The organism is Bacillus sp. GW821-FHT11D08 (assembly GCF_058808515.1).
The window spans coordinates 625294-648126 of record NZ_JBXARS010000002.1 but is presented as its reverse complement, the minus strand read 5'-3'; the positions used below and the strand labels follow the sequence as shown (position 1 = coordinate 648126).

The following is a 22833-nucleotide window of genomic DNA, read 5'->3' as shown; positions in this document are numbered from 1 at the left end:
GTCTAATTTCGGATAACAATCATCCGTATTCAAACTTGAAGGTGTTTTTATTTGTCTCATCTTATGGGGTCAGTCCCTGATGACAGACAAGGTGTTTTTTATGGTCTTCTTCTTTTCTCAAATAATCGATCCACTTCTTCAGCCAAATCAGCAGTAATGAGATGCTCTATGTCCTCAGCCAGTCTTTTCGTATGTGCCGGGCTTGCGCCGCTTGTTGATACGGATACTTGAATGCGCCCTTTGCGGATGATCTTCGGCATATACACGCTGCCCTGTTCAGCATCGCTTACACAATTGACCAGCTGCGTTTCAGAAGCGCTCGCGGCTATCTCCTGATTCACGTTGCGGTCATTTGTCGCGGCAATGATGAAAAAAGCGGGCGCGAGATCCTTCATTTCAATTTTACGGGAAACCCAGCGGATGCGTCCTTCATCCGCCAGCTGTTTAATTTCGGGCAGGGCATCGGGACTGATTACAGTAATATCCGCGCCTTCCGGAAGCACCGTTTTGAGCCTTCTAAAGGCAACATTGCCTCCGCCCGCGATGATAATTCTTTTTCCGCTTAAATTAATGTGCAGAGGCAGCATACTGTCCCCCCTTAAAATCAAACTGACCGCCGGGGTTTCGAACAGCTTCTGACACAAGGTTCAAAAACGCCTGCTTAATATGCGGGTGAAAACCTAAGTATGAAGCGAGATGAACATTTTGATTGACCGTTTGAAGCTTTTGAACTTCCCGTTCAATCTCAGTCATTAAAAGCCCGGTAAACAGAAGATATGGAACGATAAAAACGGGTGCTCCGTCATCCTCTTCAAGGCCGGCAAACACTTCTTTATAGTGCGGATCACATGCTGTTAAAAAACAAGGGATGACTTCTTTAACAGGTGTAATCGCCTCAAGTTTTCCGGCAATCTCACTGACTGCGTTCTTAACTGCCGGATCTGTGCTTCCTCTTCCGATCAGCACCACTTTCGCCTGCTCAATGGGCACTCCGGTATCTTCAATGCGATGATGCACCGCTTTTACGACTTCATCGTCCACTCCGATCGGAACACCATATGTCACTTTTATATCGGGATGCAGGGCCGCCGCACGGGCGATTTCAGTCGGAATGTCATGTTTTGCGTGGGCAGCGGTCAACAGCAGTAAAGGCACGGCCGCAATATGAGTGGCGCCTTGTCTGACACATGCTTCAAATCCCGCTTCAATAGACGGTTCCTGCAGTTCTAAAAAACAAATTTCCTGAATGGGAGCGTCAGCGTGCGGCATGCACCCTTTTAAAAACGCCGCCGACTCTGTCTGCGCTTTTTTCAGCCTGCTTCCGTGCCCGATGTATAAAATCGCCTGCTTCATTTACAACGCCTCGCTCAAATCCAGATTTTTCTGTTCAGATGCATACCAGTCCAGTTTGCAGTGATAATTGACGACATCGCCGATAACAATTAAGCTCGGGTTTTTGATTTCTTCTTTTATCACTGTGTCTGAAAGCGTGCCGACGGTGCAGACGACTGTTTTTTGCCTGTCCGTCGTTCCCCAATGAATAAAGGCTGCCGGGGTGCCGGCGTCTCTGCCGTTTTCCAGCAGCATTCTTTCAATCTGCCGGATATTTTTAATTCCCATATAAATCACCAGCGTATCAATGCCCGTCGCCAGCGCTTTCCATTTTTCTTCAAAGTCGTCTTCTTGTTTATAATGTCCCGTAACGAATGCGACATTGGAGCTCGCCTCTCTGTGCGTCACGGGAATGCCGGCATAAGCAGCAGCCGCGATTCCTGATGTAATGCCGGGAACGATCTCAAACGGAATGGCGTTTTGTGCGAGAGCCTCCGCTTCTTCGCCTCCGCGGCCGAAAACAAACGGGTCGCCCCCCTTGAGCCTTACAACGGTTTTCCCCTTTTTCGCATACTTCACAAGGAAACGGTTGATCGTATCCTGTTTCATAATGTGAAAATCCGGGAGCTTGCCGCAGTAAATCAGATCCGCTTCTTCTCCGGCATACTGTAAAATCTCTTTGCTTACCAATCTGTCATATAATATAACGTCCGCTTTCTGTATGGCTTTCATTGCCTTCACCGTTAATAAGTCCGGATCTCCCGGACCGGCTCCAACGATAAATACTTTCCCCATAGCATGTCTCCCCGATCCGTTTTGAAATCTTCCCAGAACAGCCGCGAGGCCGCACTTCAGCTATTTTACCATATCCCGCCATTGCGGGGGATATCCGGCTGATTGCGCGGCCTTTTTGGACCTATTATGCTAAGCTGTTTTTCACAAAGTCAACCAGTCTTCCGGTGCATTCTTCGCGTTCACATTTCCCTGAATCAAGTACGAGCTCAGGCGCTTTCGGCTCTTCATACGGCGAGTCGATCCCCGTAAAGAACGGAATTTCACCATTTCTTGCTTTTTTATATAAACCTTTCGGATCGCGCTTTTCACATATATCGAGATCGCATTTCACGTAGATTTCATTAAATTCGCCCTCTGCCACAAGCTCTCTCACCTGATCTCTGTCCTCACGGAACGGAGAAATAAAAGCCGTGATGACGATGGTTCCCTGCTGAACGAAAAGCTTCGCCACTTCCCCGATGCGGCGTATATTTTCCTTGCGGTCATCATCGGAAAAACCTAAGTCCTTGTTTAAGCCGTGGCGGATGTTATCACCATCAAGCACGATGACTTGATAGCCTTGTTCAAACAGCTCGCGCGCTGCGGCGTTTGCAATCGTGGATTTTCCTGAACCGCTTAAGCCCGTCAGCCAGAGGATAGAGCTTTTATGCTTGTTTTTCTGCTGGTATTCTTCTTTCGTTATTGAGGCTTCATGCCACACGATATCACGATTTGTCACTCTATTTTCCTCCTTAAGAAACGCCTGCTTCTTCTTTCGTTTTCAGCCCTTTAATCAACACCTCGACAACTTCAGGACGGCTGAATTCCGCCGGCGGCATGACGCCGCTTCGCAGCATTTCTCTGACCTTTGTTCCTGACAGAATGACGTGGTCTTCTCTGTCATGCGGGCATGTTTTGGCCGTTCCCATGTTGCCGCATTTCTGGCAGAAGAAGCTGTGCTCGAATTTCATCGGTGTAATCCCGAGTTCATCCGCTGTAAATTGATCAAACAGCTCTTGCGCTTCATATGTGCCGTAGTAATCACCGACGCCGGCATGATCGCGGCCGACGATAAAATGCGTGCAGCCGTAGTTTTTGCGGACAAGCGCGTGGAAAATGGCTTCTCTCGGCCCCGCATACCGCATAGCCGCCAAAAATACGCCGAGGAACACGCGGTCTTTCGGATAATAATGATCGAGCAGCACCTGGTAGCTTTCCATTCTGACATCCGCCGGAATGTCATCTGATTTTGTTTCACCGACGAGCGGGTTCAAAAACAGGCCGTCAACCGTCTCAAGCGCGGTTTTTTGGATATATTCGTGGGCGCGGTGAACCGGATTTCTCGTTTGGAAACCGACGATGGTTTTCCAGCCCTTTTCTTCGAAGCTTCGTCTTGTATCGGCAGGTTCAAATGTAAACTCGGGAAACTGCTTTGACGCTTTTTTAACTAATGTGATCGGCCCGCCGACATACGTATCGCCGCGTGAAAATAATTTTTTCACGCCCGGATGCGCGGCATCATCGGTTTTATATACGTGAACGGCTTCTTTTTGTTTATCCGGCGTATAAATATCTTCGATGTCGACTACGCCGTATGTTTCTCCGCCGTAAGTCAGTTTCACCGTGTCGCCGACGGCAAGCTCAGCCGCTTTATCTGAATCGACCGGAAGCGTGATCGGCAGGGACCAGACAACCCCGGATGCCAGACGCATATTTTCAACGACTGACACGTAATCTTTTTCTGTGAAAAATCCTTCAATCGGGCTGTACCCCCCGATCCCGATCAGCTCTAAATCAGCGAACGAAATCAAATCAAGCTCAATTTCTTTTTGGACGGATGTAAGATCATACTGCTCATTTACCCGATTAATTAATGTTCCTCCGTGCGGTGCTAAACTCATAATACATGATTCCTCCCAGTTAACAGATAAATAAACTCAGATTAATAGTTAAATGCCTCCGCCTTGTTCATGGACAGAGCGTTTCTCTTTTCGGATGGCTTTCATCAGACTGGCGGCTCCGCCAGCTGCCAAAAGCACGCTGGCCATCATAAAGATGGAATAGTAATCTCCTTTTAACAGCAGGGAGACAAGCAAATACGAAATCGACAGTGACAAAAACGGTGAAACGACCCATACTTTGAGCATCGTTTTCACGACTTCTTTATGAAAAACGTTCGGCCCGTTTTTGGCCATTCCGATACCGATAATTGATGATGATGTGACTTGCGCCAATGGGACCGGCAGACCGAAGACGGAACTGATAATGACAAGCCCCGCGCCGGTTCCTGAAAGCAGTATGCCTTCTCCGGCTGAAAATCTCGTAATCTTTTTCCCGTTGGTTTCAAGCACTTTGCGTCCTAAAAGCAGAGCGCCGAGAGCGACAAAGATGCCTCCGTACAGCGTTCCTTTGGACACGCTGAGCACGCCCGCAGCAACCAAAGGGCCCACCGCATTTGCGACATTGTTCATTCCGGCTGAAAAAGCTTCCCAAAACCCCGCAATCAGCAGCACAATCCCTAAAATCTTCTGTTTCCGACTCGAAATGACTCGAATATTCAGAGAACTGAATACCTTCGAGACGAGAAACGTGAAACAGAACGCGACGAACGGTACGAGCACCCAAAAACTCACGATGACTAAAAGATGCTGTAAAAACAATACTTTGTACGCGACGCCGACACCGACAATCGCCCCGACAGTGACCTCACTCGTCGACAGCGGAATGCCGAGCACATTCGCCGTGAATAATGATAGCGCCGCCGATCCGATAATAATGCAGACAATGGTGAGCGTAATGGTTTGTTCGGGAATGATTCCGCCGCTGATCGTCTTAACGACTTCACCGCCGCCGATAACCGCCCCTGACAGGACTCCGGCCGCGCAGATGATCAGCGCATACGTTTTCTTTTTAACTGCGCCGGACCCGTAAGCGACTCCCATTGAAGCCGCGGCTCCGCTGGCTCCGATATTCATGGCAAAAAACAGGCAGAATAAAATAGCGGCTAATTCCATCGGGCAGCTCCTTTATTCATGCAGTCCGCATTCTGTTTTCGCCATGCCGTTCCATCTGCCGCTCCGCAAATCTTCCGCGGTAAACGCAGGTGAAGTGCACGGTTCACAGCCGATGCTCGGATACCCCTGATCGTGGAGGATATTGTAATCCAGCTCATGCTTGGAAGTATATCTCCAGATGTCTTTCCATGTCCAATGGATCAGCGGGCATACTTTAATCGATTGAAACTTGTCGTCTTTATTCAGGAAATTCGTATTCGCCCGGCTCGGCCCTTGATCCCGGCGAAGGCCGGACAGCCATGCCGGATGCCCTGCGAGCGCTTCTCTTAACGGCAGAATTTTTCTGATGTAGCAGCACTGGTTCGGTTCTCTTTCCCACAGTTTATCTCCGTGCGCCTCGGCCTGTTCTTCAAGAGTAAGGCTGGGCTTTTTCAGGATAATGTTCAGTCCCGGGTAACGCTCTTTCACTTTTTCGATCGTTTCATATGTTTCTTTAAAGTGAAGACCCGTATCGAGAAACACGATTTCCGCGTCTTTCTTTACTTTAGAAATTAAATCGATCAGGACGATGCCTTCAATCCCGAAGCTGCACGCGTAAACAAGCTGGTCTCCGTAGTGGCCGTATGCCCATTTTAAAACGGACAGCGCGCCTTTATAGGAATCGTCTTCCGGAAATGTAATCGCCGGCTCTTCCCATGTGTCATACGTTAGCATTTTTCCTTTCCTCCTCCCGGAGACAATCAAACAGCTGTTGTTTTCTGCCGGTTGTCTTATCCCTCAATCTTTTTTTCATATAAAAAACTTTCAATCCAGCGGAATGAAAGACAGTGACCCGGTATAGCCCTTATCTTCAAAATGCTGTGCATTTTTCTGGATGCGGCACCTTGCATGACACGCAGGTTGCCGGGCGTCATCGGTCCAGTCCCTCAGCCGCTCTTGATAAGCTTTTTAGATTTGTACTAAATTTTAGCACAATTCTAACAGAAGTCAACCCGAGTTTTTTGATAGGAATAATAAAACAGGCCCTGAGGCCTGTTTTTATTGTCATTATTTTTTAAACCAATCTTTTGACTCGGGATTCTGTTTCCATGATTTCAGTTTCTCAATGTCATCTGAATGAATCGTTCCGTTTTCAAGCGCGACTTCAATCAGCGTGTCATAATCCGTTAACGAGTAATAAGGAAGACCCGCTTTTTTAAAGGCTTCTTTTGCTTTCGGCAGTCCGTATGTAAAAATGGAAATGACGCCGAGGACTTCCGCGCCCTCTCTTTGAAGGGCCGCTGCAGCTTCAAGCACGCTGCCCCCGGTAGAAATCAAGTCTTCAATCACGACTGTTTTTTGTCCTTTCTTAATGGCGCCTTCTATTTGATTTCCTTTGCCGTGCGCTTTCGGTTTGCTTCTGACGTAGCACATCGGTGCGCCTGCACGGTCTGCGAGAAGCGCAGCATGCGGAATGCCCGCCGTTGCAGTGCCCGCGATCATCTCCGCCTCGGGAAAATGCTCTTTCAGCAGTTTGCCGAGCCCGTCCGCCACATCATTTCTCACTTTTGGATACGACAATGTCAGACGGTTGTCACAATAGATCGGTGATAAAATGCCGCTCGCCCACGTAAACGGCTCATTCGGGCGTAAAAAGACAGCTTCAATGTGTAATAGATGTTTTGCGATAGCCTGTTTCATCGGCGAACGCCCTCCCATTCCAGTTTAATTGCTTCATATGCTTCAACGGGGTTTTCCGCTTTTGTAATTGAGCGGCCCACGACAATGGCTGACGAACCGTTTTCTTTCGCAAATAACGGAGTCGCCGTCCGGACTTGATCGTCAGCTGCGTCACTGGCCGTGCGGATGCCCGGTGTGACTGTCAGAAATGAAGGCCGGACCGCTTCATAAATGGCTTTTGTTTCATGCACCGAACATACCACTCCGTCCAGCCCGCACTCTTCCGCCATTTTGCCGTAATGCACGACCGTTTCTAACAGCGGCTTATGCAGCAGAAGCTCTTCCTTCGCCACCTGCTCTGAAGTGCTGGTCAGCTGAGTCACCGCGATTAAAGACGGGCGTTTTCTGCCTGCCGGCGTGCCTTCTTCAAGCCCCTCAAGGGCCGCGCGCATCATGCGTGCGCCCCCTGCCGCATGCACATTGACGAGATCAACGCCGAGGCCGGCCAGCCGCTTCATCGCTTTATTGACCGTAGTCGGGATATCATGAAGCTTTAAATCTAAAAATATATCACAGTTCCGTTCTTTTAATTGGTGAATGATGGCGGGGCCTTCCTGATAAAAAAGTTCCATCCCGGTTTTGACAAAAAGCCTTTCCTTTTCAAACAAGTCTAAAAACGTTAAAGTCTCTTCCCCTGATGCAAAATCAAGCGCGATGATGGGCAGGTTGTTTTTCATGTTTCCAGCTCCTTCCGATGCATTCACTTACAGATTGAAAGCCGTGTTGGCTCAGTACACGGGGGAGCTGTTCTATGATTTCCGGGCAGACGAACGGATTGACGAAGTTTGCCGTGCCGACGGCAACCGCACTCGCTCCCGCAAGAAGAAATTCTAATGCATCCTCTGCGGTCTGAACGCCTCCCATCCCGATAATCGGGATTTGAACGGCCTGGCTGACTTCGTATACCATCCGGATGGCGACCGGTTTGATCGCCGGGCCTGACAGTCCGCCCGTTTTATTTGCTAAGATCGGCCGTCCCGTCTTGAGATCGAGCCTCATCCCGATGAGTGTATTAATCATCGTCAGACCGTCAGCACCGGCCGCTTCAATCGCTTTAGCAATTTCGGTTATGTTTGCGACATTAGGCGAAAGCTTCACATACACAGGCACTGCGGAAACTTCTTTCACCGCTTTTGTCAGTTCGGCCGCCATGACGGGATCAGTACCAAAAGCAATCCCCCCCGTTTTGACATTCGGACATGAAATGTTAAGCTCAAGCGCATGCACATTCGGCGCTTGGCTGATGTGCTCGGCCACTTCTTTATAGTCGTCCACCTGAGAACCGGCGACATTTGCGATAATCGGCGTGTCAAATTGTTCGAGCCAAGGCAGCTCATGATTGAGCACATGCTCAAGGCCGGGATTTTGCAGACCGATGGCATTCAGCATTCCCGCGCTTGTCTCCGCCACTCTCGGCGTCGGATTTCCGAAGCGGGCTTCGTTCGTCGTTGCTTTAATCATAATGCCTCCGAGGCATGATAAATCGTAAAATCCGGCATATTCTTTCCCGAAACCGAAACATCCGGAAGCGGGGATGATCGGGTTTTTCAATTGGAGACCCGGCAGATTCACCTCTAACATTACAGCGCCACCTCCTCAGCTTTAAATACCGGCCCGTCAAGGCAGACCTTTACATAGGATGTATCGCTTTCACCCGTACGGCACACGCAGGCGAAGCAGGCTCCGATGCCGCAGCCCATCCGCTCTTCCATCGAAAGATAAACCTCTTTATGGCCGTACTGCTGCTTCAGAGCTTTCAGCATCGGTGTCGGTCCGCAGCTTAGCAGGACATCGAATTCGAGCTGCTTTTCACGGATGACATCGGTGACAAACCCTTTCTCTCCATATGTACCGTCAGCCGTTGCCACATAGGTGTCTCCGTACGCACGACATTCCTGTTCGTAAAAAACATCCTTTGCTGATTGAAATCCAAGCACATGAATGACGTTTACGCCTTTTTCCGTCAGGCGCTTTGACAGTTCCTGCAAAGGCGGAACCCCGACTCCGCCTCCGACTAACAGCGCGGTTTTGCCGGGTTCAATCCGCCGGACGGGGAACCCGTTGCCGAGAGGGCCGAGAACGTCTATCCTGCCGCCCTCTTTTTTCCCGGACAAAAGACGCGTTCCCTCACCGTCAGCTCTGTAGATAACGGATACTTCATCCGCTTCGAAATCGACGTCCGCAATGCTGAGCGGTCTTCTTAATAGCGGCGTGACCGCGTCACTCACCTTCAGATGTAGAAATTGACCCGGCTCGGTAAGGTGCCGGACAAGCTCTCCTTTCAGCACCATCTTATAAATCCGGTCGGCAATTTCTAAGTTGGATTGAACAGTCAAATGCGCTTTCTTCATATCGTGGCTGCCGCCTTTTGATTGGTTTCGGATGCAGGCATATGATCCGCCCGGAATGTCATGCTTTCCAGTACCCGCAAAATGGCTTCGGCCGTATCTAAAGATGTCAGGCAGGCGACTCCGTTCTCAACGGATTCGCGGCGGATTCTGAAGCCGTCTCTGGCCGGCTGTTTGCCCTTTGTCAGCGTATTGATGACAAATTGCGCTTCGCCGTTTCTGATCACATCGAGCAGATTTTTCCCTTCTTCGCCGATTTTTCCAACGACTTGAGCCGGAATCTGAGCGTCTTTCAAATAAGCCGCCGTTCCTTCCGTCGCCAAGATTTTATAGCCGATGGCGTGGAACCGCTTCGCGATCAGCAGTCCTTCTTCTTTATCTTTATCGGCAACAGTCAACAGCACTGAGCCGTAGTTCGGGATTTGAATGCCAGAAGCAATCAGCGCTTTATAGAGCGCTTTTTCCAGGGTTGAATCTTTGCCCATGACCTCTCCCGTCGACTTCATTTCAGGGCCTAACGTAATATCTACTCTTCTCAGCTTCGCGAATGAGAAGACAGGCGCTTTCACGAATACCCCCTGCTGTTCAGGCTGCAGCCCCTCTTGATAGCCGAAATCAGCAAGCTTTTGGCCGAGAATGACCTTTGTCGCCAGATTCGCCATCGGAATCTTTGTGATTTTGCTTAAGAACGGCACGGTTCTGCTTGACCGCGGATTTACCTCAAGCACATACACTTCACCTTGCGACAGTACGAACTGGATGTTCAGCAACCCGATGATGTTAAGGCCTTTTGCCAAGGCTACAGTGTATTGTTCGATTTTTTTCTTAATGTCTTCGCTTAAAGACTGAGGCGGATAGACGGCGATTGAATCCCCTGAATGGACGCCGGCCCGCTCGATATGCTCCATAATTCCCGGAATAACGACTGTTTCGCCGTCAGATACGGCATCGACTTCGATTTCTTTCCCCGTCAGATAACGGTCGATTAACACCGGATGCTGCGGGTTGATTTTGACCGCATTTTTCATATAGTGAAGCAGCTCTTCTTCGTGATAGACGATTTCCATCGCCCGGCCGCCGAGCACATACGAAGGGCGGACAAGTACCGGATAGCCGATGGATGCGGCAATTTTGACCGCTTCGTTCACCGACACAGCGGTTTTTCCGAGCGGCTGCGGCACATTCAGCGCCTCAAGCGCCTGCTCAAACTTATCCCGGTCTTCCGCACGGTCTAAATCTTCAAGTGATGTGCCGAGGATTTTGACGCCGCGGGCGCTCAATTCTTCCGCAAGATTGATCGCCGTCTGGCCGCCGAATTGGACGACAACGCCTTCCGGCTGTTCCAAATCGATGATGTGCATGACATCTTCTACCGTCAGCGGTTCAAAATACAGTTTGTCTGATATGCTGAAATCAGTGGACACCGTCTCAGGGTTGTTGTTGATAATAATCGCTTCATAGCCTGCCTGCTTGATCGCCCAGACAGAATGAACGGTCGCATAGTCAAATTCGACGCCCTGTCCGATACGGATCGGGCCGGAACCGAGGACGACGACGCTTTTTCTTGATGTAACCTCAGACTCGTTCTCTTCCTCATATGTGCTGTAAAAGTACGGGGTTTCTGATTCGAATTCCGCCGCACATGTATCCACCATTTTATATACAGGCTTGATGTCTGCTTCTTTTCGCATTTGATACAGCTCTTGTTCCGGCATATTCCATTCCCGGCTGATATATTTGTCGGAGAAACCGAGTTCCTTCGCTGTCTGAAGGACGGCGAGGCTGCCTTTTTCCGCTTTCAGCTCTGTTTCAAAAGCGACCAGCTTACAGAGCTTGTGCAAAAAGAATACGTCAATTGCGGAAAACTCATGAAGCTGCTCCACTGTATAGCCTCTTCTGAACGCTTCAGCAAGATAAAACAGGCGTTCATCCCCGGCTTTTCTGATCCGTTTTTCCAAAAGTCCGTCAGAAATCTCTTCCGCATCCTTCAGTTCCAGGTGATAGACATCGGCTTCAAGTGAGCGGACCGCCTTTAACAGCGATTCTTCAAGGGTGCGCCCGATGGCCATGACCTCTCCGGTGGCTTTCATTTGCGTCCCGAGCCTGCGGTTTGCCGACTCAAATTTGTCGAACGGCCAGCGCGGGATTTTAGAAACGACATAGTCAAGCGCGGGCTCAAAAGCCGCATATGTTTTTCCCGTTACGGGATTCATCATTTCATCAAGAGAAAGCCCGACTGCGATTTTCGCCGCAAGCTTTGCGATCGGGTAACCCGTCGCTTTTGAAGCGAGGGCAGATGAGCGGCTCACCCGCGGATTCACTTCGATAATGTAATATTGGAAGCTGTCGGGATCGAGCGCGAGCTGAACATTACAGCCGCCTTCAATGCCGAGCGCGCGGATCAGCTTTAATGAAACATTGCGCAAAAGCTGATATTCCCGGTCGCTCAAAGTCTGGCTCGGGGCAACGACGATGCTGTCGCCCGTATGGATGCCGACCGGATCGATATTTTCCATGTTGCAGACGACGATCGCGTGATCTCTGCTGTCTCTCATGACTTCATATTCGATCTCTTTGTAACCGGCAATGCTTTTTTCCAGAAGGCACTGATGGACGGGGCTGAGTTTTAATCCGTTTTCGACGATCTCTTTCAGTTCTGCTTCATTCGAGCAGATGCCGCCGCCCGTTCCGCCTAATGTGTAAGCGGGGCGCACAATAACCGGAAACCCGATCCGGCCGACAAATTCGTCGGCTTCCTGTAAAGTGCGGATGATCTCACTTTCCGGCACCGGTTCATTCAGCTCATTCATCAGCGTACGGAATAAGTCGCGGTCTTCCGCCTGCTGGATGGCGGACAGCTTTGTGCCGAGCACTTCCACCCCGCATTCCTCAAGAACCCCGAGTTCAGACAGCTCAACGGCAAGATTCAGTCCGGTCTGGCCTCCCAGAGTCGGCAGGATGGCGTCCGGCCGTTCTTTTCTGATAATACGAGTGAGAAACTCCGGCGTCAGCGGTTCTATGTATACCCGATCAGCCATTTCCGTATCCGTCATAATCGTTGCCGGATTCGAGTTGACGAGAATGACTTCATAGCCTTCTTCCTTCAAAGCGAGACACGCCTGTGTGCCCGCATAATCAAATTCCGCCGCCTGTCCGATAATAATCGGGCCTGATCCGATCACTAAAATCTTTTTAATATCTACGCGTTTTGGCATACCGCTTCCCCTTCTTTCTCAGTTGTTTCGATCAAGTCAATGAATCTGTCAAATAAATGATTGGCGTCTTCCGGCCCCGGTGAAGCTTCAGGGTGGTACTGAACCGTAAATGCCGGCAATGTTTTATGCTTGAGTCCTTCGATCGTTTGATCATTGATCGCAATGTGCGTCACTTCAAGCTCTGTCTCATCTATTGAAGAAACTGTATATCCGTGGTTTTGGGCGGTTAAAGCGACTTTCCCTGTCGCAAGCTCTTTAACCGGATGATTGGAACCCCTGTGTCCGAATTTCATTTTTTCCGTTTCCGCTCCGGATGCCAGTGCAAATAATTGGTGGCCGAGGCAGATTCCGAATAACGGCACCTTCCCGAGTATGCCTTTTATCATTTCAATGGCTTCCGGCACATCTTTCGGATCTCCGGGTCCGTTAGAAAGCATGATGCCGTCCGGCTTGAGCTGAAGCACTTCTTCCGCCGTTACATTGTACGGCACAACGATGACATCGCATTTTCTTTTGTTTAACTCTCTTAAAATGCCGTGCTTCATACCGAAATCGACGAGTACGATGCGTTTGCCGCGGCCCGGACTCGGATATGCCGTTTTCGCAGATACTTGAGCGACTTGATTTCTCGGCAGTTCCGTTTCTTTCAGCCTTGCAAGAACCTCTCCGACATTCTCCTCACTTGAAGCAAACGTTCCTTTTAATGCGCCGGCCGTGCGGATCATTCTTGTGAGCTTTCTCGTGTCAATCCCTTGTAAGCCGGGGATATTTTTCATTTTCAAATACTCGTCAAGCGTGTAAGCCGAACGCCAGTTGGAAGGCAGCTCGCACATTTCTTTTACGATCAGCCCTTTTACAAAAGGAGTGATGGATTCAAAGTCATCTCTGTTAATTCCGTAGTTGCCGATCAGAGGATACGTCAGCGTCACGATCTGCCCGCAGTAAGAAGGGTCTGATAAAATTTCCTGATAACCGGTCATTCCCGTGTTGAATACGACTTCACCCGCGGTATGCTCCAGGCTCCCGAATGCTTCACCCTCAAATACCGCTCCATTTTCCAGCACTAGTCTTCTTTTCATTTGACGAGTCTCCCTTCTTCGTATGCAAGCTTACCGGCAGCCATCGTTGCAACAGGCCAGCCGAAGCACTTCATCTTGTTGAATGGCGTATTTTTTCCTTTAGATAAAAATGTATCTTTGTCAATGGCTGCTTCTTTTTCCAGATCAATCAGGGTGATGTCAGCCGGCGCCCCCGGTGCAAGCGTTCCGTACGGAAGATCAAATGCCTCGCAAGGTTTTACCGTCATGAAATCAACCAGCTGCTTCAGCGTCCACGCCCCGTTTTTCACAAAATGTGTGTACAGAAGCGGAAAGGCTGTTTCTAAACCGACGATCCCGAAAGGTGCAAGCTTCATATCCGTGTTTTTCTCTTCTTCTGTATGCGGCGCATGGTCAGTGGCGATGAAATCAATCGTACCGTCTAAAAGCCCTTCAATCAGCGCCTCTCTGTCCTCTTTGCTGCGAAGCGGCGGATTCATTTTAAAATTGGTATCAAGTCCCGGGATATCTTCGTCACAAAGAAGCAGGTGGTGCGGCGACACTTCCGCCGTCACGCAAATTCCCGCTTTTTTTGCGTCTCTTACGGCTCTGACCGATTCTTTCGTGCTGATATGACACACGTGGTAATGGCAGCCCGCCGCTTCCGCCAGCAGGACGTCACGGGCGATATGTACCGCTTCACAAATGGAAGGTATGCCGTTCAGGCCGTTCGCTTTTGAAAAAGAACCTTCATGCACGCTCCCTCCGTAAATAAGTGAGTTATCCTCACAATGAGCGACAATCGCTTTATTCATTGAAGCCGCCCGTTTCATGGCTTCATACATCATTCCGGCCGTCTGAACGCCGACGCCGTCATCGGTGAAGGCGAATGCTCCGGCTTCATGAAGCGCCTTAAAATCTGTCATTTCTTCGCCGGTTTGCCTGATCGTAATGGATGCGTAAGGAAGAACCCTGACAGATGAGGTTTCTTTGATCCGGTTTTGCAGCCATTCCATCTGCTCTTTCGTATCCGGCACCGGTCTTGTATTCGGCATGGCTGCGACTGTGGTAAAGCCGCCTCGCGCCGCGGCTTTAGAGCCCGTCTCAATGGTTTCTTTTTTCTCGCCGCCCGGTTCTCTGAAGTGAACATGAAGGTCTACGAGTCCCGGTGAAACGAACAGTCCGTCAGCGTCGATCACCGTTTCTCCGTCTTTCGCTGTCAGAAGCCCGGTTTCCGAAATGAATTCACCCGTTACCCGGATATCCTGTGCCACTTTTTCTCCCTGTTCATTTAACATCCAGCCGTTCCTAATGAGATAAGACATAAGCCGCTTCTCCCCTTTTCACATTGGTTTGCAGTGCTCTTTTTAAGACTGCCATTCTGATATACACGCCATTTTCCATTTGTTTAAAGATTCTTGATTTTCCGCATTCCACTAATGTTGTGTCAATTTCGACTCCTCTGTTCACCGGTGCGGGATGCATGATGATGGCATGCCGCTTCATGCTCTCCGCCCGCTTTGCGGTCAGCCCGTATGCTTCCAGGTAGCCTTTTTGGTCGGCTTCTGTCTGATGCCTTTCATTTTGGATGCGGAGCAGCATGACGACATCTGAAGCTTGTATGGCTTCATCCGTCTGTACACAGGTGCCGAAGGCGTTTTTCTCATCCTGCCATTGCGGCGGACCAGAAAACAGCACGCGTGCGCCGAGCCTTGTCAGCACCTCGGCATTTGACCTTGCCACCCTGCTGTGTTTGATATCGCCATGAATGGAAACTGTCAGGCCCTGAAAGGTCTCAAATTCCTCTTGAATCGTCATTAAATCGAGCAATGACTGAGTCGGGTGCTGGCCGCAGCCGTCGCCGGCGTTTAAGATCGGAATATTGACTCTGCCGGTCAGATCTTTGTAATATTCATCCGTGCTGTGCCTGATGACGCAGGCGTCCGCTCCGATTGATTCCAGAGTTTTGACCGTGTCGTATAAGGACTCGCCTTTTTGAACGCTTGTGCTCGTGCCGTCTAAGCTGAGCACGTTCATCCCGAGTTTCTTTTCCGCCACTTCAAAGCTGAACCGCGTTCTCGTGCTCGGTTCAAAAAACAGATTCGCAACAAATTTTCCCGCGAGATCGGGGCGGACTGTTCCCTCTTTTATCGCTTTTGCCTCACGCAGCAGTTCTGTAATTTCAGCCGCGCTCAGTTCAGACATCGCCGTTAAATGATTCATGTTTTTCTCCTCCGTTTCCGCTTGAAGGCCGTAAAAAAACACCCCGGTCTATAGACTCGGGGTGCGGTTAAAGAGAGAAGCAGCGTACAGCTTCTTCCCGTTATAACCCTTCCAAGCCTCTCTGGACTTTCTTTAAAAGGTTTTACATATGATTTTGTTTTTCTGATGCAATCGCGTCTTCTTCATTTGCATGCGGCAGGATAAGGTTCAGGATGACTCCGACGATTGCCGCAAGCGCCATGCCGGATATTTGGAACCCGCCTTTTGATACTTGAATAAAAGCCCCTCCGACGCCGATCACGAGGATGACGGATGTGATAATCAAATTTCTCTTGTTTTCATAATCAATGTTGTTGTCAATCAGCATTCTTAAGCCGCTGGAGGCGATAATTCCGAAGAGCAGGAAGGAAACGCCTCCCATAACCGCGGACGGAACAGAGCTGATCAGCGCCGAAACTTTTCCGATAAATCCGAAGCACAGCGCAATCACTCCCGCGCCGCCGATGACAAAGACGCTGAAAACTCTCGTAATTGCCAGTACACCGATGTTTTCGCCATATGTTGTCGTCGGCGGGCCGCCGATTAACGAAGCAATGATCGTCGCAACACTGTCCCCCATTATGGAGCGGTGCAGTCCCGGCTTTTTAATGAAATCCTGTCCGACGACTTTACTCAGCACCATTTGATGGCCGATATGTTCTGACATCGTCACGAAAGCGACCGGCACCATCGCAGCCGCAATGCCCAATGTCACTGACGGCGTATAGTCTTTGAAAGGGATGATAAATTCAGGAACGGCGAACCACTTTGCATCAATGACCGGCTGAAAATTGACGATGCCCTGTGTCAGCGCAAACAGATAGCCGCCTATAATGCCGATCAATACCGGAATCAGGCTTAAAAATCCCCGTAAAAAGATGGCGCAAATAATGGTGATGGCCAAAGTGACGCCGGCTACACTGAAATGTTTCAAGCTGTAGACGAGTTCCTTTGCATTCGGATCGGCATACATTGCCATATTGACGGCTGTGCTTGCCAGTCCGAGGCCGATGACGATGATGACCGGCCCAACGACCACCGGGGGCAGCAGCTTCATCAGCCACCCCGTTCCAAGCTGCCTGATGAGCAATGCGATCAGGCCGTACACAATTCCCGCCAGGAAAGCGCCGACCATGGCAGCCCCCGGCCCTCCCGTCGCCTTAACCAAGATAATCGGTGATATAAAGGCGAATGATGAGCCGAGATAAGCGGGAATCTGGCCTTTTGTCACCAAGAGATAGGCGAGTGTCCCGATTCCGCTCGTGACAAGCGCCACTGCCGGGCTCATTCCGACCAGTTTCGGCACGAGTATGGTTGAACCGAACATGGCGAATAAATGCTGCAGGCTGAATGACAGCCAGGACAATGGATTGGGGACGTCCCTGACTCCCAGGTTTACTTTTTTCTTACTCATGGCGTTTTCCTCCCGGTTGACTTTCAAATGGTATAAAAAAACCTCTTTGCTTTTTGCGCAAAGAGGCATACAAAACCCGGCCGCGTCGATCCGCCCGGCTTTGTGTTTTAAAATCCTCTTTGCAAACTCTCTGGAATGCATTTAAAAAGGGTGATTATTCATTTTCGTAAATGGCGACCATATCAGTCTGATCAACTTCGCTCAGCTGAACCATCACTTTTTCAGCTTTTGAGGTCGGAATGTTTTTCCCGATATAGTCCGCTCTGATCGGCAGCTCCCGGTGCCCTCTGTCGACAAGCACGGCAAGCTGTATCGATGACGGCCGTCCGACATCAACGAGGGCATCCATCGCCGCTCTCACCGTCCGGCCGGTATAAAGCACATCATCAACCACAATGACCTTTTGGTCTGTAATATCGGCCGGAATGTCCGCGCCTTTTACAAGCGGCTCTTCATTGCTCGTTTTTTTCGTCAGGTCGTCACGGTAAAGGGTGATATCGATTTCCCCGACGGTGACCGGATTCCCTTCAATCTGTTCGATCCGCTCGGCCAGCCGCTTCGCTAAATAAATGCCTCTTGTTTTAATCCCTACAAGAATGCAGTCATTCATTCCTTTATTCCGTTCGATCATTTCATGGGCTATCCTTGTCAGCGCCCGCCTGATCGCCTGTTCGTCGAGAATAACAGCTTTTTGATTCACTCGTGACACCTCTCCATTCGTATATAAGAAGAAAAAACCCCTCCTGCCAGAGCATAGAGGGGTTCCTTTCCAAGACGAAGACACATGCGTATCTCTTCTGTCCTATCCGTTATCCTTCTCAGCCTCTCTGGACTGTGTTAAAGAATCTATTCAGCTTGTTTTTATTATTTCAGAAAAGAAAGTCGCTGTCAATGGCTATTTCTTAAATCTTCAATGAGTTTTTTCATATCTTCAGGAAGGGGCGCTTCAAACTCCATGTATTCTCCCGTCCGCGGATGATCAAAACCTAATATTCCGGCATGAAGCGCCTGACCATTGAAATCAATGGTTTTTCTCGGTCCGTACTTCGGATCGCCTGCCAAAGGAAACCCGATATATTTCATATGAACACGGATCTGATGCGTTCTTCCGGTCTCAAGACGGCACTCTACGAGCGTGAAGTCTTGAAACCGCTCAAGCACGTGGAAATGCGTGACGGCGTTTTTGCTGCTTTCTCTTGTTACGGTCATGCTTTGACGGTCTTTTTTATCTCTACCGATCGGAGCGTCAATTGTTCCGTCATCATGTGAAATCACCCCGTGGACAACCGCTTTGTACTTTCTGGTCACGGTTTTATTGACGAGCTGATTAACGAGTGATTCATGCGCCATATCGTTTTTAGCGACCATTAACAGACCGGAAGTATCTTTATCAATACGGTGGACGATTCCCGGGCGCATGACGCCGTTAATGCCGGAAAGGTCGTTGCAGTGAGCCATCAGTCCGTTTACAAGCGTCCCTGTCACATGGCCGGGCGCCGGGTGTACAACCATGCCCCGCGGTTTGTTCACAACCAAGACGTCCTGATCCTCATAGTAAATGTCCAAATCCATCGGCTCTGCAAGCACGTCCAATTCTTCCGGTTCAGGAATGGTGACGTTTACCTGATCGCCAGGCTGCATTTTATAATTCGCTTTTACGGATTTGCCGTTAACAGATACCAATCCCTCTTTTACCCATTGCTGCACTTGAGTGCGTGACCAGTTTTCTCCCGTTGAAGCCAAAAATTTATCAATCCGTTCGCTCTTTTGTTCAGGCTGAACGGTTATCTCAAATTGATTCATGTTATTGCTCCTTCTTTTTCCCGCTGTCAAACAGCATATGAATAAATAAAAGTATTACACCGACGCACAGTGAGGAGTCCGCGATATTAAAAATCGGATAGTGATAATCCACGATGATGACATGAATAAAATCAACCACTTCCTGGCGCGCCGCCCGGTCAATAAAGTTTCCGGCCGCACCGCCCAGCATTAAGCCGAGAGAAATTCCGAGTAACATCTGCCCTTTTGCATAACGCTGTATGTAATAAACGATTCCGATAATCACGGCGATGGTAATGACGTAGAAAAACCACATTTGGCCGGCTAAAATCCCCCACGCCGCTCCCGTGTTGCGATGAGATGTGATATAAAGCACCTGGTCGATGACAGGTATGCTTTGTCCCAATTCCAAATGGCTGACGACAAGCCATTTGGTCAATTGGTCGGCAATAATAATAAAAAGAGCGATAAGATAATAAAGCACACACGTTCCTCCAGTATACAGTTACTTTTATCCTTTATGAATTTTATCAGTAAAAGGTGCCAGAGTAAAGGCAGATCATAAGCGCATGCAAACAGACGCTGTCACTCATACAGCGCCTGATCATATGCATAATCTCCGGGTTCCCAATATGGAAGGGTTTTCTTTTCAAATTGAGCGGGATAATAGAAATCATCAGCGGTTCTGGCCGTCGGCAGCACCGCAAGTTTTTCAATCGGAATGGGGTCGCCAGTTTTTTCACAATAACCGTACGTATTGTTTTCAAACTTAGACAGGGCAAGAAGAACGTCCTGAAGTTCTTCTTTTATATGATAGATCAGAGTTGCTTCTTGGTCGTTCATTGAAGGTTCAACAGATGCTGACATTTGAAAGCAAGAATATTCGAATAATCTTGATTGAAGTTCTTCTTTCATCATGAGAAGCTCCGTGTGGATTGCGGTCAGTTGATCATTCATTCATCACAACTCCTGCTCTTGATGTTATGGCTTTATTGTTGCCCCCAGAGCGCCATTTGAAGCCCATAAGATTTTTCCTGTCGTTCTAATCGATGACATTAGTGGCATGTAAAAAAGCGCCCGGCTGTCACCGGGCGCTTTCTCATTCATTATTTTTGATAATATTTTTCAACGATTTCCGCATTGCGCAGTGATAATGTCGGATATTTCGGATTGGCTCCGACATCTTTAGAAATTACGCGGGAACGTTCACACATCTGGCCTTCCGCTTTTTCTACGGTCATTTTTCCTGTTGTGAAGCTTTGCGCGTTTTCCGGTGCTTCACTTTCGTCTTTTACTGTCAGTTCTGAGACGATAAACAGCTGCGCGATATTTTCTTTAATGGATGACAAGAGGTCGCGGTTTTCTTTGTTCGGATACAAAGTCAGGCTCGCTTCCAATGATCTTCCGATAATTTTTTCGTTACGGGCTGTTTCCAAAGCTTTCAGCACGTCGTTTCGAAGCTCCATGAAGCGGTCGAACTTTTCTTCTGTCGCTTGACTGTCCGGAACAGCAATGGTTTCCGGCATATCTGTCAGCTGCACGCTTGCTTCTTCAACAAATGATAAGTGAGACCACATTTCATCTGCCGTGTGCGGGAGAATCGGCGCCGTCAGCTTCACTAACGCCAGCAGCGTTTCATAGAAGACGGTCTGCATGCTGCGGCGGTCCGGATGATCCGCATGCTCGATGTACACAACATCTTTTGCAAAATCAAGATAGAAGGAGCTGAGCTCGATCGTACAGAAATTGTGAATGCTGTGATAAACAACCGCAAATTCATATTCATCGTACGCTTTTTTCACCTTATCGATCAGCTTATTCAGCTTGATCAGCATATATTGATCCACTTCGCGGAGATCTTTTACATCAACGGCATTGACGCTTGGATTGAAATCGAACAGGTTGCCATGAAGGAAGCGGAACGTGTTGCGGACTTTCCGGTATACTTCCGCGACCTGCTTCAGAATATCTTCAGAAACCGGGTGATCGGCCTGATAGTTTACGGAAGATACCCATAAACGCAGAATTTCAGCTCCAAGCTGTTTTGCGATTTTTGTCGGGTCAATCGTATTGCCGAGTGATTTACTCATTTTACGGCCGTTTGCATCAAGTGTAAATCCGTGGCTTAATACGCCTTTATACGGTGCTTTGCCGGTGACTGCAACAGCGGTGGAAAGAGATGAGTTAAACCAGCCGCGGTATTGGTCAGAGCCTTCAAGGTATAAATCAGCCGGACGGACAAGATCATCACGTTCTTCAAGAACAGCCTGATGGGAAGAACCTGAATCAAACCACACATCCATAATGTCTTGCTCTTTCGTGAAGATTCCGTTCGGGCTTCCCGGATGTGTAAATCCTTCCGGCAGAAGGTCTTTTGCCTCTCTTTCAAACCAGACGTTTGAGCCGTGCTGTTTGAACAGCTCAGACACGTGTTCAATCGTTTCGTCAGTGATGATCGGCTCACCGTTTTCTGCATAAAATACCGGGATCGGAACGCCCCAGACGCGCTGTCTTGAGATACACCAGTCACCGCGGTCGCGCACCATGTTGTAAAGGCGCTGTTCGCCCCACTCCGGCACCCACTTCGTTTGTTTGATGGCATCAAGCAGATCGGATCTGAAATCTTTAATTGACGCAAACCATTGCGCTGTCGCTCTGAAGATGGTCGGTTTTTTCGTTCTCCAGTCATGCGGATAGGAGTGTGTAATAAACTCGAGTTTCAAGAGCGCGCCGTTTTCTTCAAGCTTCTCCGTGATCGGTTTATTGGCTTTATCGTAAAACATTCCTTCAAAGCCCGGCGCTTCGTCGGTCATGTTTCCTTTTTCATCAACAGGGCACAGTACTTCTAAGCCGTACTTTTGGCCGACGATAAAGTCATCTTCCCCGTGGCCCGGGGCAGTATGAACACAGCCTGTTCCGGCATCGGTTGTGACGTGGTCACCGAGCATGACGAGTGAATCTCTGCCGTACAGCGGATGTTCTGCAGTGATGTATTCTAATTCTCTGCCTTTATATGATGCGACAACTTCGGGATTTTCAAAGCCGCATGCCTCCACTACGTTTTCGATCAGTTCAGCTGCCACTACATAACGCTTGTCTCCAACCTTGATGACATTGTATTCAAGATCAGGATGAACGGAAATTCCGAGGTTGGCAGGCATCGTCCACGGCGTCGTCGTCCAGATGATGAAGCTTTCTCCGTTTTCCAGAACGCCTTTACCGTCTTTCACCTTAAACGCAACATAAATAGACGCGGAACGTTTGTCCTGATATTCAATTTCCGCTTCTGCTAAGGCAGATTCACTGGAAGGCGACCAGTTGACCGGCTTCAGACCTTTATAAATATAGCCTCTTTTCGCCATCTCGCCGAAAACGCGGATCTGCTGCGCTTCAAATTCAGGCTGAAGCGTAACATACGGGTTTTCCCAATCGCCTCTGACGCCGAGACGCTTGAATTGTTCGCGCTGTCTTTCGATCTGCTGCCATGCATAATCTTCGCAAAGCTTGCGGAAATCAGCGACGGACATTTCTTTCCGGTTTACTTTTTTGTTTTTCGTCAGCGCCGTTTCAATCGGCAGTCCGTGCGTATCCCAGCCCGGCACGTACGGTGCGTTGTAGCCGCTCATTGATTTATAGCGGACGATGAAGTCTTTCAGGATTTTGTTCAGGGCATGGCCCATGTGGATGTCTCCGTTTGCATAAGGAGGTCCGTCATGCAGCACGAATTTCGGGCGGTCTTTCGTCCGTTCTTGAACAAGACGGTAAATGTCCTGCTCCTCCCAGTCTTTTTGCATGTCCGGCTCACGATTCGGCAGATTTCCGCGCATCGGAAAATCTGTTTTCGGCATTAACAGCGTATCTTTGTAATCCATTTTCATTCCTCCACAACATTTTTCAGAAAATAAAAAAAAGCCCTCTCATCCCATAAGGGACGAG

Annotated in this window: 21 protein-coding genes, 1 riboswitch and 1 other annotated feature (1 of these 23 only partly in view); all 21 genes read right to left on the bottom strand. The window is 49.2% G+C overall.

The annotated features are described in order from the left end of the window. Window positions 1-98 precede the first annotated feature (98 nt). The 21 genes from AC1RRX_RS06805 to ileS all read right to left on the bottom strand — a co-directional run bounded on the left by AC1RRX_RS06805 (window position 99) and on the right by ileS (window position 22769). Entirely contained in the window at window positions 99-587 is a 489-nt protein-coding gene (locus AC1RRX_RS06805; RefSeq protein WP_108724978.1) for a precorrin-2 dehydrogenase/sirohydrochlorin ferrochelatase family protein, read from the bottom strand. Beyond that, entirely contained in the window at window positions 568-1353 is a 786-nt protein-coding gene (locus AC1RRX_RS06800) for a sirohydrochlorin chelatase (RefSeq protein ID WP_144463958.1), read from the bottom strand. The genes AC1RRX_RS06805 and AC1RRX_RS06800 overlap by 20 nt, the downstream gene beginning before the upstream one ends. Further along, window positions 1354-2127 (bottom strand): uroporphyrinogen-III C-methyltransferase, encoded by a 774-nt coding sequence (gene cobA, locus AC1RRX_RS06795; RefSeq protein ID WP_007409740.1) that lies wholly within the window; start codon window positions 2125-2127, stop codon window positions 1354-1356. A 124-nt stretch (window positions 2128-2251) separates the two neighbouring features. After that, the gene (gene cysC / locus AC1RRX_RS06790) at window positions 2252-2845 is read right to left on the bottom strand and encodes an adenylyl-sulfate kinase (RefSeq protein ID WP_007611313.1); all 594 of its coding nucleotides are present in this window, start codon (window positions 2843-2845) and stop codon (window positions 2252-2254) included. A 13-nt stretch (window positions 2846-2858) separates the two neighbouring features. Further along, window positions 2859-4007 (bottom strand): sulfate adenylyltransferase, encoded by a 1149-nt coding sequence (gene sat, locus AC1RRX_RS06785; RefSeq protein WP_144463959.1) that lies wholly within the window; start codon window positions 4005-4007, stop codon window positions 2859-2861. Window positions 4008-4055: 48 nt separating this feature from the next. Then, entirely contained in the window at window positions 4056-5120 is a 1065-nt protein-coding gene (gene cysP, locus AC1RRX_RS06780) for a sulfate permease (protein ID WP_045207385.1), read from the bottom strand. Between the two features lie 12 nt (window positions 5121-5132). Further along, window positions 5133-5834: a phosphoadenylyl-sulfate reductase gene (locus AC1RRX_RS06775; protein WP_003154369.1), complete on the bottom strand. Its 702-nt coding sequence runs from the start codon at window positions 5832-5834 to the stop codon at window positions 5133-5135. Window positions 5835-5961: 127 nt separating this feature from the next. Beyond that, window positions 5962-6066: riboswitch (SAM riboswitch) on the bottom strand. A 101-nt stretch (window positions 6067-6167) separates the two neighbouring features. Then, complete coding sequence (pyrE, locus tag AC1RRX_RS06770) at window positions 6168-6800, bottom strand: orotate phosphoribosyltransferase (protein ID WP_007409735.1); 633 nt, start codon at window positions 6798-6800, stop codon at window positions 6168-6170. Next, complete coding sequence (pyrF, locus tag AC1RRX_RS06765; RefSeq protein ID WP_007409734.1) at window positions 6797-7516, bottom strand: orotidine-5'-phosphate decarboxylase; 720 nt, start codon at window positions 7514-7516, stop codon at window positions 6797-6799. The genes pyrE and pyrF overlap by 4 nt, the downstream gene beginning before the upstream one ends. After that, window positions 7485-8420: a dihydroorotate dehydrogenase gene (locus AC1RRX_RS06760; protein WP_007409733.1), complete on the bottom strand. Its 936-nt coding sequence runs from the start codon at window positions 8418-8420 to the stop codon at window positions 7485-7487. The genes pyrF and AC1RRX_RS06760 overlap by 32 nt, the downstream gene beginning before the upstream one ends. Next, window positions 8420-9190, bottom strand: a complete 771-nt coding sequence (locus AC1RRX_RS06755) for a dihydroorotate dehydrogenase electron transfer subunit (RefSeq protein ID WP_020955796.1) — start codon at window positions 9188-9190, stop codon at window positions 8420-8422. Before AC1RRX_RS06755 ends, AC1RRX_RS06760 begins: the two co-directional genes overlap by 1 nt. Beyond that, window positions 9187-12402 (bottom strand): carbamoyl-phosphate synthase (glutamine-hydrolyzing) large subunit, encoded by a 3216-nt coding sequence (carB, locus tag AC1RRX_RS06750; RefSeq protein ID WP_144463960.1) that lies wholly within the window; start codon window positions 12400-12402, stop codon window positions 9187-9189. Before carB ends, AC1RRX_RS06755 begins: the two co-directional genes overlap by 4 nt. Next, a complete protein-coding gene (locus AC1RRX_RS06745) occupies window positions 12387-13481 on the bottom strand; it encodes a carbamoyl phosphate synthase small subunit (RefSeq protein ID WP_094032421.1) in 1095 nt (364 codons plus the stop codon). The genes carB and AC1RRX_RS06745 overlap by 16 nt, the downstream gene beginning before the upstream one ends. Further along, complete coding sequence (gene pyrC / locus AC1RRX_RS06740) at window positions 13478-14764, bottom strand: dihydroorotase (protein WP_007409729.1); 1287 nt, start codon at window positions 14762-14764, stop codon at window positions 13478-13480. The genes AC1RRX_RS06745 and pyrC overlap by 4 nt, the downstream gene beginning before the upstream one ends. Beyond that, complete coding sequence (locus AC1RRX_RS06735; RefSeq protein ID WP_061890587.1) at window positions 14748-15662, bottom strand: aspartate carbamoyltransferase catalytic subunit; 915 nt, start codon at window positions 15660-15662, stop codon at window positions 14748-14750. Before AC1RRX_RS06735 ends, pyrC begins: the two co-directional genes overlap by 17 nt. 142 nt (window positions 15663-15804) lie before the next feature. Continuing rightward, window positions 15805-17115 (bottom strand): uracil permease PyrP, encoded by a 1311-nt coding sequence (pyrP, locus tag AC1RRX_RS06730; protein ID WP_007409727.1) that lies wholly within the window; start codon window positions 17113-17115, stop codon window positions 15805-15807. Between the two features lie 154 nt (window positions 17116-17269). Continuing rightward, complete coding sequence (pyrR, locus tag AC1RRX_RS06725) at window positions 17270-17815, bottom strand: bifunctional pyrimidine operon transcriptional regulator/uracil phosphoribosyltransferase (protein ID WP_003154392.1); 546 nt, start codon at window positions 17813-17815, stop codon at window positions 17270-17272. A 188-nt stretch (window positions 17816-18003) separates the two neighbouring features. Then, on the bottom strand, window positions 18004-18918 hold the full coding sequence (locus AC1RRX_RS06720; protein ID WP_020955794.1) for an RluA family pseudouridine synthase: 915 nt from the start codon (window positions 18916-18918) through the stop codon (window positions 18004-18006). A gap of 1 nt (window position 18919) precedes the next feature. Beyond that, window positions 18920-19381 carry a signal peptidase II gene (lspA, locus tag AC1RRX_RS06715; protein ID WP_144463961.1) on the bottom strand — a complete coding sequence of 154 codons (462 nt, stop codon included), beginning with the start codon at window positions 19379-19381 and terminating at the stop codon, window positions 18920-18922. 101 nt (window positions 19382-19482) lie between these two features. Beyond that, window positions 19483-19854: a TraR/DksA family transcriptional regulator gene (locus AC1RRX_RS06710; protein ID WP_007409725.1), complete on the bottom strand. Its 372-nt coding sequence runs from the start codon at window positions 19852-19854 to the stop codon at window positions 19483-19485. Window positions 19855-20003: 149 nt separating this feature from the next. Next, window positions 20004-22769, bottom strand: coding sequence for an isoleucine--tRNA ligase (ileS, locus tag AC1RRX_RS06705; RefSeq protein ID WP_144463962.1), 2766 nt, complete (start codon window positions 22767-22769; stop codon window positions 20004-20006). Between the two features lie 52 nt (window positions 22770-22821). Next, window positions 22822-22833: a binding site (T-box leader), on the bottom strand (it continues 217 nt past the right edge of the window).

Excerpts from the sequence above, each read along its gene's own strand:
- AC1RRX_RS06805 (WP_108724978.1), bottom strand. The coding sequence starts at position 587 with ATGCTGCCTCTGCACATTAATTTAAGCGGAAAAAGAATTATCATCGCG.
- AC1RRX_RS06800 (WP_144463958.1), bottom strand. The coding sequence starts at position 1,353 with ATGAAGCAGGCGATTTTATACATCGGGCACGGAAGCAGGCTGAAAAAA.
- cobA (WP_007409740.1), bottom strand. The coding sequence starts at position 2,127 with ATGGGGAAAGTATTTATCGTTGGAGCCGGTCCGGGAGATCCGGACTTA.
- sat (WP_144463959.1), bottom strand. The coding sequence starts at position 4,007 with ATGAGTTTAGCACCGCACGGAGGAACATTAATTAATCGGGTAAATGAG.
- cysP (WP_045207385.1), bottom strand. The coding sequence starts at position 5,120 with ATGGAATTAGCCGCTATTTTATTCTGCCTGTTTTTTGCCATGAATATC.
- AC1RRX_RS06775 (WP_003154369.1), bottom strand. The coding sequence starts at position 5,834 with ATGCTAACGTATGACACATGGGAAGAGCCGGCGATTACATTTCCGGAA.
- pyrE (WP_007409735.1), bottom strand. The coding sequence starts at position 6,800 with ATGAAACAGGCTATCGCAAAACATCTATTACACATTGAAGCTGTCTTT.
- pyrF (WP_007409734.1), bottom strand. The coding sequence starts at position 7,516 with ATGAAAAACAACCTGCCCATCATCGCGCTTGATTTTGCATCAGGGGAA.
- AC1RRX_RS06760 (WP_007409733.1), bottom strand. The coding sequence starts at position 8,420 with ATGTTAGAGGTGAATCTGCCGGGTCTCCAATTGAAAAACCCGATCATC.
- AC1RRX_RS06755 (WP_020955796.1), bottom strand. The coding sequence starts at position 9,190 with ATGAAGAAAGCGCATTTGACTGTTCAATCCAACTTAGAAATTGCCGAC.
- carB (WP_144463960.1), bottom strand. The coding sequence starts at position 12,402 with ATGCCAAAACGCGTAGATATTAAAAAGATTTTAGTGATCGGATCAGGC.
- AC1RRX_RS06745 (WP_094032421.1), bottom strand. The coding sequence starts at position 13,481 with ATGAAAAGAAGACTAGTGCTGGAAAATGGAGCGGTATTTGAGGGTGAA.
- pyrC (WP_007409729.1), bottom strand. The coding sequence starts at position 14,764 with ATGTCTTATCTCATTAGGAACGGCTGGATGTTAAATGAACAGGGAGAA.
- AC1RRX_RS06735 (WP_061890587.1), bottom strand. The coding sequence starts at position 15,662 with ATGAATCATTTAACGGCGATGTCTGAACTGAGCGCGGCTGAAATTACA.
- pyrP (WP_007409727.1), bottom strand. The coding sequence starts at position 17,115 with ATGAGTAAGAAAAAAGTAAACCTGGGAGTCAGGGACGTCCCCAATCCA.
- AC1RRX_RS06720 (WP_020955794.1), bottom strand. The coding sequence starts at position 18,918 with ATGAATCAATTTGAGATAACCGTTCAGCCTGAACAAAAGAGCGAACGG.
- AC1RRX_RS06710 (WP_007409725.1), bottom strand. The coding sequence starts at position 19,854 with ATGAATGATCAACTGACCGCAATCCACACGGAGCTTCTCATGATGAAA.
- ileS (WP_144463962.1), bottom strand. The coding sequence starts at position 22,769 with ATGGATTACAAAGATACGCTGTTAATGCCGAAAACAGATTTTCCGATG.